General features: G+C 44.1%; 12 protein-coding genes. 5 read left to right on the top strand and 7 right to left on the bottom strand.

What is annotated here, in order from left to right:
• Positions 1-117: 117 nt before the first annotated feature.
• Positions 118-1,284 (top strand): homoserine O-acetyltransferase MetX, encoded by a 1,167-nt coding sequence (metX, locus tag KW060_RS14395; RefSeq protein ID WP_249036127.1) that lies wholly within the window; start codon positions 118-120, stop codon positions 1,282-1,284.
• Positions 1,277-1,900, top strand: a complete 624-nt coding sequence (metW, locus tag KW060_RS14390; protein WP_249036126.1) for a methionine biosynthesis protein MetW — start codon at positions 1,277-1,279, stop codon at positions 1,898-1,900. The genes metX and metW overlap by 8 nt, the downstream gene beginning before the upstream one ends.
• On the opposite strand, the gene KW060_RS14385 is transcribed toward metW, so the two are convergent.
• A complete protein-coding gene (locus KW060_RS14385) occupies positions 1,877-2,662 on the bottom strand; it encodes a class I SAM-dependent methyltransferase (RefSeq protein WP_249036125.1) in 786 nt (261 codons plus the stop codon). The genes metW and KW060_RS14385 overlap by 24 nt on opposite strands.
• Before the next feature lie 300 nt (positions 2,663-2,962).
• Between KW060_RS14385 and KW060_RS14380 the strand changes: the two genes are divergently transcribed.
• Positions 2,963-5,026: a M13 family metallopeptidase gene (locus KW060_RS14380; RefSeq protein ID WP_249036124.1), complete on the top strand. Its 2,064-nt coding sequence runs from the start codon at positions 2,963-2,965 to the stop codon at positions 5,024-5,026.
• A gap of 4 nt (positions 5,027-5,030) precedes the next feature.
• On the opposite strand, the gene KW060_RS14375 is transcribed toward KW060_RS14380, so the two are convergent.
• The 4 genes from KW060_RS14375 to KW060_RS14360 are packed head-to-tail and all read right to left on the bottom strand — an operon-like array spanning position 5,031 to position 8,114.
• Complete coding sequence (locus tag KW060_RS14375) at positions 5,031-5,537, bottom strand: YHS domain-containing (seleno)protein (RefSeq protein WP_249036123.1); 507 nt, start codon at positions 5,535-5,537, stop codon at positions 5,031-5,033.
• 20 nt (positions 5,538-5,557) lie between these two features.
• A complete protein-coding gene (locus KW060_RS14370) occupies positions 5,558-6,430 on the bottom strand; it encodes a 3-hydroxybutyryl-CoA dehydrogenase (RefSeq protein ID WP_249036122.1) in 873 nt (290 codons plus the stop codon).
• The gene (locus KW060_RS14365) at positions 6,427-7,365 is read right to left on the bottom strand and encodes an electron transfer flavoprotein subunit alpha/FixB family protein (protein WP_249036121.1); all 939 of its coding nucleotides are present in this window, start codon (positions 7,363-7,365) and stop codon (positions 6,427-6,429) included. The genes KW060_RS14370 and KW060_RS14365 overlap by 4 nt, the downstream gene beginning before the upstream one ends.
• The gene (locus KW060_RS14360) at positions 7,365-8,114 is read right to left on the bottom strand and encodes an electron transfer flavoprotein subunit beta/FixA family protein (RefSeq protein ID WP_249036120.1); all 750 of its coding nucleotides are present in this window, start codon (positions 8,112-8,114) and stop codon (positions 7,365-7,367) included. The genes KW060_RS14365 and KW060_RS14360 overlap by 1 nt, the downstream gene beginning before the upstream one ends.
• A 162-nt stretch (positions 8,115-8,276) precedes the next feature.
• Here KW060_RS14360 and KW060_RS14355 point away from each other — a divergent pair, with 162 nt between their 5' ends.
• Positions 8,277-9,107 (top strand): fumarylacetoacetate hydrolase family protein, encoded by an 831-nt coding sequence (locus KW060_RS14355; protein ID WP_249036119.1) that lies wholly within the window; start codon positions 8,277-8,279, stop codon positions 9,105-9,107.
• Between the two features lie 4 nt (positions 9,108-9,111).
• A complete protein-coding gene (locus KW060_RS14350) occupies positions 9,112-9,948 on the top strand; it encodes a fumarylacetoacetate hydrolase family protein (RefSeq protein WP_249036118.1) in 837 nt (278 codons plus the stop codon).
• Positions 9,949-10,014: 66 nt separating this feature from the next.
• On the opposite strand, the gene feoB is transcribed toward KW060_RS14350, so the two are convergent.
• Both feoB and KW060_RS14340 read right to left on the bottom strand, forming a co-directional pair.
• Positions 10,015-11,862 carry a ferrous iron transport protein B gene (feoB, locus tag KW060_RS14345; protein WP_249036117.1) on the bottom strand — a complete coding sequence of 616 codons (1,848 nt, stop codon included), beginning with the start codon at positions 11,860-11,862 and terminating at the stop codon, positions 10,015-10,017.
• Complete coding sequence (locus KW060_RS14340; protein WP_249036116.1) at positions 11,859-12,119, bottom strand: FeoA family protein; 261 nt, start codon at positions 12,117-12,119, stop codon at positions 11,859-11,861. The genes feoB and KW060_RS14340 overlap by 4 nt, the downstream gene beginning before the upstream one ends.
• Positions 12,120-12,137 lie beyond the last annotated feature (18 nt).

The following is a 12,137-nucleotide window of genomic DNA, read 5'->3' as shown; positions in this document are numbered from 1 at the left end:
ATGATGGAATTTAAGAAATACCCTATATTTTGAGCGTTATTTGCGAATGAGAGGTTGACTTCGCCTTTGGCTTTAGTAGAAGGTCAATATATAAACGATTGAAGACAAAGTAGTTTTATGACGGAAGAAATTGAAAATATTGATCAGGATGACGGATATGCCGAGGTGGTGACACTGGGGCAGAATGAACCGCTTCTGCTTTCTTCTGGCGTAACGCTTTCACCGTTTAAGGTGGCCTATAAATGCTGGGGTAAATTAAATGCGGATAAATCAAATGCCATATTGGTTTGTCATGCCCTGACGGGTGATCAATATGCTCGTGGGAAAAACCCGCTTACAGGCAAAGAAGGATGGTGGCCAAAGGTTATTGGTCCCGGTCTTCCGATTGATACCAATAAATTTTTTGTTATTTGTTCCAATGTTCTTGGATCCTGTAGCGGCACAACAGGGCCCACTGAAACGAACCCTGAAACAGGAAAGCCATATGGCCTTGATTTTCCGGTGATCACCATTTCAGATATGGTGTCGGCGCAGGTGAGGCTTATTGATCATTTGGGTATTGATAAATTATTTTCTGTGATCGGTGGATCCATGGGGGGGATGCAGGTGATGCACTGGGCCGTTGGTCATCGTGACCGCGTCAGAACGGCAATGCCGATTGCATCCACATGGCGTCATTCAGCACAGAATATCGCCTTCCACGAGGTTGGCAGACAAGCGATTATGGCTGACCCGAATTGGCAGGGTGGTAAATATAAAGAAAATGATGAAAGACCACATGCGGGGCTTTCTGTGGCACGGATGGCGGCGCATATTACCTATATGTCGGAAAAAAGCCTGACCAGTAAGTTTGGTAGGAACCTACAGGACCGTGAAAAGCTGACTTTTGGATTTGATGCAGATTTCCAGGTGGAAAGTTACCTAAGGTATCAGGGGATTTCCTTTGTGGACCGGTTTGACGCGAATAGTTACCTTTATATCACGCGGGCGATGGATTATTACGACATCACCAGCAGATATGATGGCAGTTTAACTGCCGCCCTTGAAGGGACGGATGTAAAATTCTGCATCATGTCGTTTACGTCTGACTGGTTATATACCACCCGTGAAAGCCGTGAAATGGTACGTGCTTTAAATGCGGTTGGTGCACAGGTCAGTTTCATGGAAATTGACATGGATAAAGGCCATGATAGTTTCTTACTAGACTGTCCGGAAATGTTTAACATTATGTCTGGTTTTTTAAACGCAGAGGCAGAAATAGCAGGGGTGGTAAACAATGAATAAAAATCATCGTGCTTCTGATATTCGTGTTGATCTGTTGCTGATTGCCAATATGATTCCTGATGGATCAAAGGTTCTTGATGTGGGATCGGGTGATGGCATGTTGCTTGATTATTTGCGCCGGGAAAAGAACGTTATTGGCCGTGGTATTGAGATCAGTACCGAAGGGGTTAATCAATGTGTGGCAAAAGGGCTTTCGGTTATTCAAGGAAATGCAGAAGAAGAGATCAGCCATTTTCCGGACAATAGTTTTGATTATGTGATCTTGAGCCAGACATTACAAGCCATGGATAGGCCGGATAAAATTCTTGAAGAATTGCTGCGTGTCGGCAAACGCGCCATTGTCGCCTTTCCGAATTTTGGATATTGGCGCGTGCGGTTCCATTTGCTTCTGAAAGGAAGGATGCCCGTTACTAAATCATTGGATTACCCGTGGTATAGCACGCCGAATATTCATTTTTGTACCATTCGTGATTTCGTTGATTTATGTGACCAGTTGAATATCAAAATTGAAAAGGGTATGGCGGTGGATAGCTCGGGCAGTAAGCTTGGATCAAATTCATTATTCTTTTCAAACTTCTTTGGAACGCAGGGTCTATACGTCATCACTCGTGACTAATGATGATTTTGTCATTTGGGTGCCAACGGCAATTGGTTCTGCTATTTTCATTTTGCTGCCCTCAACCGGGTTGGCGGCATAAATCTGTTTTTCTGCTTCGATGATCAGGACCCCGGCGAATTGGTTCCACCAACGCCGCCCTGTTTTTTCAAGGGTAAGCAGCGCCGTTAACATGGTTCTGCTTTTAAAAGGCGGCAAATATAATGCCGATGTCCAGCGCGTCGGGCTTAACATGTTTTGTGACAAAAGCTGTTTTAACTGCGATGTGCTGAATGGCTTACCATGCCCGAACGGATTTGATTCCGATCTGCACCATGGGCCAAGCCTGCTTGGCACAATGATCATAACGCGTCCCCCTGGTGAAAGCGTACGCCATACTTCGCGCAGCATGGCTTTACTGTGATCGGTATGTTCAAGGCAGTGTACCAAGATTATTCTGTCCTGGCTGGCATCTTTCACCGGTAGGTCAGTTTCCCGGGCGAGTGCTGTCAGGTTTCCCTTATACCTGCCATATTGGTCTTTATCATGATCCTTATAGCGGGGCCATCTGATCACCCCTTGCTGTGATGGCATAATAGCGAATGTATGATCTGCTTCGTCCCTGAAGTTCTTAAGATAAGGCGTTGCATAACCAAGGCCCATGACATCCATGCCTTTAACGGATGGCCATAGAGTTTTAATCTGTCTTCTGATCAGGCGTGATGTGACCTTCCCTAAAGGGGAACTATAAAAACTGCTAAGCTCGACCACATCTTGAAACATATTTAGAATCCGTGTTTTCTAAAAATTATATCGAAAAAGCTGCATCTGCCAATATGTTAGAATAAAAAAATAATCGGCCCACCTTAATTGGGAAAGGGGGCCGATAAGAGAGGGGGAAGTTATTAAAGTCTCTTTTAACACAATCTAAATCAAGAGACGATATAACATAACAATAATGTTATATTATATCAAGCTCTTTTTTCATTTTTTTGCAAAATAATAATTCTTGTGTTCATTTTAAAAATAATTCAGACTTCATTCTTTCAAAATTAAGCAGAAATTTTAACCAGAGGGTAATTGATGAAATTTACAAAATTTGCGACGATGGCTGCAGTAGCGGCCCTATTAATTGGTTGTGATAACACAGAAAACACAAATCAAGAAAACCAAGTTGATCAGGAATTACAAATGATTGGATCTGATCAAATTTCGGGAATCGCGTTTGAAAATATGGATGATACGGTCCACCCTGGTGATAATTTTAATCAGTATGTCAGCGGCACCTGGTTTAAAAATACTGAAATTCCGGCCGATAAAAGCCGTTATGGTGCATTTCATGTACTGCGTGATAATGCTGAAGAAGACGTAAGAAAGATTATTGAGGAAGCAGCATCGTCTGGCGCAGCGGTCGGTAGTTCAGAACAAAAAGTCGGTGATTTATATAAATCATATATGGATATGGAAACCCGAAATGCACTGGGTACAAAACCGCTTGAAGCAAGACTTGCGGCGATTGATGCAATTACAGATTTAAAAGGGTTATCTGATTATATTGCGGATGCAGGAAAATACGGTTTTAACAACCCTATTCCGATGTTTATCAGTAATGATGCCAAAGAGCCGACCCAATATGCAATTCAGACTTGGCAGGGTGGATTAGGGTTACCGGACCGCGAATATTATTTTAATGATGATGAAAAATCCGTGGATATTCGCGCGAAATATGTCGACCATATTACCAAAATGATGGAATTGGCGGGTGTTAGCGCTGATGCAAATGAGATCATGGCACTGGAAACCCAAATAGCCGAACATCATTGGTTAAAAGAAGATAACCGTGATGCCAACAAACGCTACAATAAATATAATCGCGCTGATTTAAGCGCATTATTGTCAAATCTTGATGTCGATAACTTCCTTGCGATCACGGGTGCTGCTGATGTTGAAAGTGTTATCATCAACCAGCCAAGTTACATGGAAGGTTTAAATGGTCTGTTCGCGTCCGTTGATCTTGAAACATGGAAAACATATTTCCGTTGGTCGCTTGTTAATGATATGGCGAGCCGCTTAAACGAAGATATGGATAAACAAAATTTTGAATTTTATTCAAAAACACTAAGCGGTGTTGAAGAACAACGTCCAATGTGGCGACGGGCTGTGTCAGCGGTTAGCAGTAACCTTGGCGAAGTCGTTGGCGAAGTTTATGTGTCCAAGCATTTTAAGCCGGATGCTAAAGCCCGCATGGTGGAACTTGTGGGTAATCTGACCAAAGCATATGGCGAAAGTATTAAAGAGCTTGATTGGATGGGACCAGAAACGAAAGAGAAGGCCTTAGCGAAGCTTGCGAAATTTACACCGAAAATCGGTTACCCTGACAAATGGAAAGATTATTCCATGCTAGAGATTAAGGCCGATGATTATGCGGGTAATATTGAAAGGTCTGCCTTAACAACCCATAACCGTGAACTGGCAAAACTTGGTGGGCCGATTGACAAGACGGAATGGTTTATGACCCCGCAAACGGTTAATGCTTATTATAATCCAACCATGAATGAAATCGTGTTCCCAGCGGCAATCCTACAACCGCCATTCTTCAATATGCCAGCGGATGATGCGGTCAATTATGGTGGTATCGGCGGTGTCATCGGCCATGAAATTGGTCATGGTTTCGATGATAGCGGCAGCCGTTATAATGGCGATGGTGCGCTTGAAAACTGGTGGACTGATGAAGATAAAGAAAAATTCGCGGATCTCACATCAGCGCTCGTCGCGCAGTATGATGCCTATGAACCAGTTGAGGGTACCAATGTAAATGGTACATTCACACTCGGTGAAAATATTGGTGACTTGAGCGGTCTTAGCATTGCGTATAAAGCTTATAAAATGTCATTGGATGGTAAAGAGGCACCGGTTATCGATGGGCTTACAGGCGATCAACGTTTCTTCATTGGTTGGGCGCAAGCGTTCCAGTCCAAAATCCGTGACGAGGCATTAGTCACTCAAATTCAAACGGACCCACATGCACCGGATCAATACCGCGTCAACGGCATCGTATATAACATTGATGCCTTTTATGACGCTTTTGATGTGGATGAAAGTCATGCGCTTTATATCAAACCGGAAGACCGGGTGAAAATCTGGTAATTTCTTATTCAGCATTTTGCTGATTAAGCAATCTTTCACGGATAAAAGCCCAATTACTGTTGGCGAGGACCATGTTTGTACCGCGGTCCTCGTTCCAGTGGGTTCTGAAATCTTCGGAATAATGTAAATATAATCTGCCGGCAACAACGGTGAATACGGTTGGGTCGGTTGGGTTCGTGTACCCTTTTGATATGCCAAGTGGGTCGTATCCGCCATATTGCGGTGCGTAATTATTTGGTTTTTCAGCAAATAAATCACGGTTTTTTCGACTGGCAAAAAGCCATGTTGAACCCGCCCACTCTACCTGATAATCCATATTGCCGACTACGGCTTCACGATCGGAATGATAAGCCACTGTGTCATAGCCCAGAATTGCAATATTGCGACTAGTATCAAAAATAACACTATCAGCTTGGTAATCTTGTCTGACAAAATAAAGCGAAGCGGCGCCCAGAAAGGAAACGATTACAGCCGAAATGATTAGCAAGTTACGCGGAAGATTATCCATCATCTTAAATACCGTGTTGCCTTTTATCTTGTGGGTTGTGGTTCATCGCCACTGTAATCATAAAAACCTTTACCTGTTTTGCGGCCAAGCCATCCTGCCTCGACATATTTAACAAGCAGCGGACATGGGCGATATTTACTATCCGCAAGACCGTCATATAAAACCTGCATAATCGCAAGGCAAGTATCAAGTCCGATAAAATCGGCAAGCTGTAACGGCCCCATTGGATGATTGGCACCAAGTCGCATGGACATATCAATGGATGATACGTCGCCGACCCCTTCGTAGAGGGTATAAACGGCTTCGTTGATCATTGGCATCAAAATTCGGTTTACGATGAAACCCGGAAAATCTTCTGAACTTGCGGATTCTTTACCGATTTTTGCGATCAGTTCCTTAACCGTTTCATATGTGTCATCATCCGTGGCAATCCCCCGGATCAGCTCAACAAGCTGCATTATCGGAACCGGGTTCATGAAATGAACACCAATAAATTTTTCCGGCCTGTCTGTAACGGATGCAAGACGCGTTATTGAAATGGATGATGTATTACTTGCCATAATAGCATCTTTTTTCATGATGTCGCTTAGATCGGTGAAGATGGATTTTTTGACATCTTCATTTTCGGTTGCGGCCTCAATTGCCAAATCAACATCATTAAAATCAGCAAGCGATGTAGATGTAGAAATGCGTTTGAATGCGGTATCAGCATCCGATTTTGAAATGACTTCTTTCTGAACTTGGCGGTTCAGATTTTTCTCGATGGTTTTTAAGGCCTTTTCTGTATTAGAAAGATGATGATCCATAAGAATGACCTCATAGCCGCAAAGAGCAAAAACATGGGCAATACCATTGCCCATTTGCCCCGCACCGATTACACCGATAGATTTGATCATTTTGATAGCTCCTGATCGAGTTCCGGAAGTGCCTCAAATAGATCGGCAACCAAGCCGTAATCGGCAACTTGGAAAATCGGCGCTTCTTCGTCTTTATTGATGGCGACGATGACTTTGCTGTCCTTCATTCCCGCCAGATGCTGAATGGCGCCGGAAATACCGACGGCGATATAAAGTTCTGGTGCAACGATTTTACCGGTTTGACCAACCTGATAATCATTTGGCACATATCCAGCATCAACGGCTGCACGCGATGCACCAATGGCCGCACCCAGTTTATCAGCGACAGATTCAATCAGTGAGAAGTTTTCACCGCTGCCCATACCTCGGCCACCGGAAATGATGATTTTCGCGCTTGTCAGTTCCGGTCTTTCCGATTTGCTGAGTTCTGAGCCCACATAGCTGGAAAGATTAGGGTTTTCACCCGCTGCTATATTTTCAATTTCCGCTGAACCACTTGTTGCATCCGCAGCCGCAAAGGCGGTTGTACGCACAGTGATCAGTTTTTTCGGATCGCTACTTTGAATGGTGGCAATGGCGTTACCCGCATAAATCGGGCGCTTAAATGTATCGGCACTTTCAACAGAAATAATATCCGAGATTTGCGCCATATCCAGAAGGGCCGCCACACGTGGCATAAAGTTTTTACCCGTTGTTGTTGCGGCAACCATAATCTGGTCATAACCATCAGCAACTGAAACAATAAGTGGGGCAAGAACTTCTGCAAGTGGGTGTTCATAATCCGGGCTATCCGCACAAAGCACCTTTGAAACACCATCAATTTTGGCTGCTGCTTCTGCGACAGATCCGCATCCGCTTCCCGCGCACAGAACGTGAATTTCACCGTCAAAAGCTTTCGCGGCAGTGACGGTGTTTAATGTGCTTTCTTTTAAAGCGGCATTATCATGATCGGCAATTACAAGTGTCGTGGTCATTATAGTACTCCCGCTTCGTCGCGCAGTTTGGAAACAAGTTCCGATACGCTTTCAACAATTACACCGGCGCTTCTTCCTGCTGGCTCTTCTACTTTTAATGTTGTGATACGTGGCGCAATATCAACGCCGTAATCATCCGGCGTTTTCTGATCCAGCGGTTTACGTTTCGCTTTCATGATATTTGGAAGCGACGCATAACGTGGTTCATTAAGCCTTAGGTCCGTTGTGATAACAGCCGGAAGCTTAAGATTAACGGTTTCAAGTCCACCATCAATTTCACGGGTTACATCAACGGCGCCGTCCGCGATTTTAACTTCGGATGCAAAGGTACCTTGCCCCCACCCAAGAAGTGCTGCAAGCATTTGACCGGTTTGATTGCAATCATCATCAATTGCTTGTTTACCCATTAAAACGATATCTGGATTTTCATCTGCAACAACGGCTTTTAATAATTTTGCGACTGCAAGTGGCTCAACATCATCATCCGTTTTGATCAATATGGCGCGGTCCGCACCCATGGCAAGGGCGGTTCTTAATGTTTCCTGTGCTTTATCAGGGCCAATGGATACGGCAACGATTTCTTCTGCATTTCCGGCTTCTTTGATACGGATGGCTTCTTCGACCGCAATCTCATCAAACGGGTTCATTGACATTTTCACATTGGCGAGTTCTACACCGCTGTTGTCTGATTTAACACGTACCTTGACGTTATAATCAATCACGCGTTTTACAGGGACAAGTATTTTCATAATATGACCTTCTTCGGACTAAAAATTTTTGTTTATACTATAGTATCAAATCACCTTAATTCAACGAGAAACACCCTTAAAAATCAATATGAATGAACTTTGACATTCTATTGATTAATGATTACCATCCTCGCAAATAATCAATCAAAGGCGGGGCAGAAAATGAAATTTAATTTTAAGCGGGTTTCGCTCAGTTTGGTGACAACCCTTATTATCGCATCCAATTCATTCGCAGAAAGTTATGTTCGTTATGAAAAAGACGGCATGGCGTTTTGGGGGGAATTAAAAGGAAACATCATTCATCAATTATCAAATGCACCTTATCTTGATGGTGCGCTGACGGGTGAAACTGTTGATAAGTCGGGTGTAAAAATGCTGGCGCCGGTTGATCCCAAAGATGTTTATATGACCGGCTTTAATTATGAAGATCATATTCCGGAAGGGCAAAAAACGACCCCGTACCCTGGTTTATTCATGGTGCCTGCCGGAACGATTATTGGCCCGGAAGATGACATTATTCATCCGGCGGATAGTAATTTCATCGGGTATGAGGCCGAAACAGTGATCGTAATAGGTAAACGCGCTGATAATGTCTCCGTTGAGGATGCAGCCGATTATATTTTCGGTGTCACCGCCGGTAATGATGTATCCGCCCGTGATTGGATTCCAGCGGATATTCAATGGTTTCGCGGCAAGGGCGCAAAGGGGTTTAACTCTGTTGGCCCAGTTCTTCAAACCGGACTTGATTATAAAAACCTTAATCTGACGGCTCGTCTAAATGGTGAGGTCAGACAACAAGGTAACACATCTAAAATGATCCATAATTTTGAAAAAATGGTCAGTTATATTTCAAAATATTTCGTACTTAATCCCGGCGATCTGATTTGGTCAGGCACAATCGGCACATCAGAACAATTAAAAGTCGGTGACGAATATGAAATTGAGATTGAGGGCGTAGGTATTCTTAAAAACAATATAGTACAAGGAAAATAAAATCATGAAATTAAAGACGACAGTGGCGGGCGTACTCGCCGCATTATTATTGTCAAACGCAGCGCTTGCGGAACGTTATGTGCGTTACGTTGAGCATGGTACGGTTTCATGGGGGGAACTGGTTGATGGTAAGATCCATCAATTGTCATCGGCACCATACCATGGTGGCACAAGAACAGGTCACACACTTAACGAAGCAGATGCAACATTAAAAGCGCCAGTGGACCCGAGTAAATCTTTTATGACCGCCTTTAATTACAGCGATCATAAGAAAGAAACATTTGGTATTACCAAAGACACAACCAAACAGCCGGGCTTATTTACAGTGCCGGTGGGTTCAATTATTGGCCCTGGTGAAAATATGGTACGCCCAAAAGGATCAACCAACTTTCATTACGAAGCAGAAATGGTTGTCGTGATTGGAAAACGCGCGGAAAATGTTCCGCTTGAAGAAGCAAGCGATTATATTTTTGGCATCACTATCGGTAATGACGGTTCAGAACGTGACTGGCAGGCGGGTGACATTCAATGGTTACGTGCCAAGGGGACTAAGAACTTTAATCCTGTTGGGCCGCATCTTGTAACAGGGCTTGATTATACCAACCTTGATATCGAAGGGCGCCATAACGGTGTTAAATCACAAGGGGCTAATTCATCTGGTATGATTTTCGATTTCAATTATATGGTCCATTATATTTCGCAGTATTTCACGCTTGAGCCGGGCGACGTGATCTGGTCCGGCACAATGGGGGATACGGGGCCAATGCAGCCGGGTGATACATATGAAATCACCGTTGAAGGCATTGGAACCCTGAAAAACACGCTCGTGCAAGGCGAATAAAATTTTTTAAATAGAAATAAAAAAGGCTCCTTAATTGGAGCCTTTTCTTTTTTATGAAGTTTTGCGTTATGCCATTAATGCTTTTGCGGCAATGTTCACAATCAGTGACATCAGATAAGCAAGACCGAATAGATAACCTGTCATAAAGGCTGTCCAGCCCCAGCTGTTGGTTTCACGGCGTGCGGTTGCCAGTGTCGCAAGACATTGCGGCGCGTAGATAAACCATACAAGGAAAGCAAGCGCGGTGGAAAGCGGCCATGCGGATTGCAGCACGGTTGCAAGACTTTCTGCGACCTGTTCTTCATCACCTTGTAGTGCGTAAACGGTTCCAAGAGCACTAACGGCAACTTCGCGTGCAGCCATTCCCGGCACAAGGGCAATGGAAATTTCCCAGTTAAAGCCAAGCGGCGCAAAAATGGTTTGTAAGCCACGACCAATAAGTCCTGCAAAGCTATAATAAATATCAGCTTCTGTGGCGTTTTCTGGTGCCTTTGGATATAGCGTTAAGGCCCAAAGCGCGATTGCGGCATAAAGAATGATGGTACCCGCGCGGCGTAGGAATGCGCGAACACGCTGCCATAATTCTAAAAATACATGACTAAAGCGCGGCAATTGATATTTCGGAAGTTCCATTAGAAACGGTTGAAGTGTTCCTTTGGTAATTGTCTTTTTCATAACGGCAGCAACGATAATCGCACTGACGATACCAGCAAGGTAAAGGCAGAAAAATACAACACCCTGAAGTCCGAAATATCCCATCACAGTATCATTAGGAATAAAAGCCGCGATCAGCAACGTATAAACCGGTAGACGCGCGGAACACGTCATAAGAGGCGCAATCATAATGGTTGTAATACGGTCACGGTGATTAGCAATGGTACGTGTTGCCATGATACCTGGAATGGCGCATGCAAAACTGGAAAGCAGTGGAATAAATGCGCGACCATTTAGGCCCACCTTTGCCATTAATTTATCCATGATAAAAGCCGCGCGGGCCATATAACCACTGGCTTCGAGTATCAGTATAAATGTGAACAGAATGATAATCTGCGGCAGGAATACAAGAACACTACCCACCCCTGCGATAAGTCCATCTTGAATGAAGCTTTGGAATATTCCCGGCGGGATATTTTCACCAACAGCTTCACCGATCACGCCAAAAACTTCTTCGATCATGTCCATCGGCGCGCCAGCCCAGCTGAAAACGGCCTGGAACATAAAGAACAGCATCGCGAAAAAGACAAGTGGGCCTAGAACCGGATTAAGTAAGACCTTATCAAGGGCGCGGGTCATTTTGTGATGACCACCTTCTTTCACGGTCGCAACTTTTGAAATGCGGCCTGCTTCTTTTTGAAGGGCGCGTGTTGATGTGTCGGTTACGGAACCTGTTGGTTTTTCATATGCATCGGCATCACGGTTTAGATATTCAACTAATCTTGCAATACCGCTTTTGCGTACTGCAACCGTTGTAAATACGGGCATGCCAAGCTCTTCAGAAAGGCGTGCTGTATCAATTTCGATGCCGTCACGGGTCGCCAGGTCATGCATGTTAAGCGCCACAATCATTGGAAGGCCTAATGATTTAAGTTCAAGCACCAAACGTAAATGAACACGAATATTGGACGCATTAATCACACACACTAAAACATCAGGCTGTTTTTCAAATGCATGTTCACCGGTTAAAACTTCGCGGCTTACTTTTTCATCAAGGCTTCTGTCATTAAGACTATATATACCCGGAAGGTCGATTAATTTGATTTTATGGCCGCCTTCAGTGTCAACTTCACCAGAACGGCGCTCTACGGTAACACCGGGATAGTTCGCAACTTTTTGGTGGCTGCCTGTCATTGTGTTGAATAGAGAACTTTTACCGGAATTAGGTGCACCGATCAGCGCAACATTTAAATTTGTCATGCTTTATCCCCCAGTTTGATGGCGTCTGCTTCCATTTTGCGAAGGGCAACAGTCATGGTGCCTACTTTAACGGCAAGCGGGTCACGGCCAATCGGGCCAACATGTAGAAGCTCTGCTTCTAAACCTTCTTCAAATCCAATTTCAAGAAGACGGTCTTCCAGATCAGCGGCGAATTCCTGATCATCAATGCGGGTGGTGTCGAAACCGGCGATTACTCCCGTTTCACCAATTTCTAATTCACTTAAGTATTTTGTCATATGAACTAACTTTATTAA

Source organism: Pseudemcibacter aquimaris, from assembly GCF_028869115.1.
Classification (GTDB): Bacteria; Pseudomonadota; Alphaproteobacteria; order Sphingomonadales; family Emcibacteraceae; genus Pseudemcibacter; species Pseudemcibacter aquimaris.
This window is presented reverse-complemented; position numbering and strand designations above follow the sequence as displayed.

Coding starts and splice junctions, on each gene's coding strand:
- metX (WP_249036127.1), top strand. CDS start 118: ATGACGGAAGAAATTGAAAATATTGATCAGGATGACGGATATGCCGAG.
- metW (WP_249036126.1), top strand. CDS start 1,277: ATGAATAAAAATCATCGTGCTTCTGATATTCGTGTTGATCTGTTGCTG.
- KW060_RS14385 (WP_249036125.1), bottom strand. CDS start 2,662: ATGTTTCAAGATGTGGTCGAGCTTAGCAGTTTTTATAGTTCCCCTTTA.
- KW060_RS14380 (WP_249036124.1), top strand. CDS start 2,963: ATGAAATTTACAAAATTTGCGACGATGGCTGCAGTAGCGGCCCTATTA.
- KW060_RS14375 (WP_249036123.1), bottom strand. CDS start 5,537: ATGATGGATAATCTTCCGCGTAACTTGCTAATCATTTCGGCTGTAATC.
- KW060_RS14370 (WP_249036122.1), bottom strand. CDS start 6,430: ATGATCAAATCTATCGGTGTAATCGGTGCGGGGCAAATGGGCAATGGT.
- KW060_RS14365 (WP_249036121.1), bottom strand. CDS start 7,365: ATGACCACGACACTTGTAATTGCCGATCATGATAATGCCGCTTTAAAA.
- KW060_RS14360 (WP_249036120.1), bottom strand. CDS start 8,114: ATGAAAATACTTGTCCCTGTAAAACGCGTGATTGATTATAACGTCAAG.
- KW060_RS14355 (WP_249036119.1), top strand. CDS start 8,277: ATGAAATTTAATTTTAAGCGGGTTTCGCTCAGTTTGGTGACAACCCTT.
- KW060_RS14350 (WP_249036118.1), top strand. CDS start 9,112: ATGAAATTAAAGACGACAGTGGCGGGCGTACTCGCCGCATTATTATTG.
- feoB (WP_249036117.1), bottom strand. CDS start 11,862: ATGACAAATTTAAATGTTGCGCTGATCGGTGCACCTAATTCCGGTAAA.
- KW060_RS14340 (WP_249036116.1), bottom strand. CDS start 12,119: ATGACAAAATACTTAAGTGAATTAGAAATTGGTGAAACGGGAGTAATC.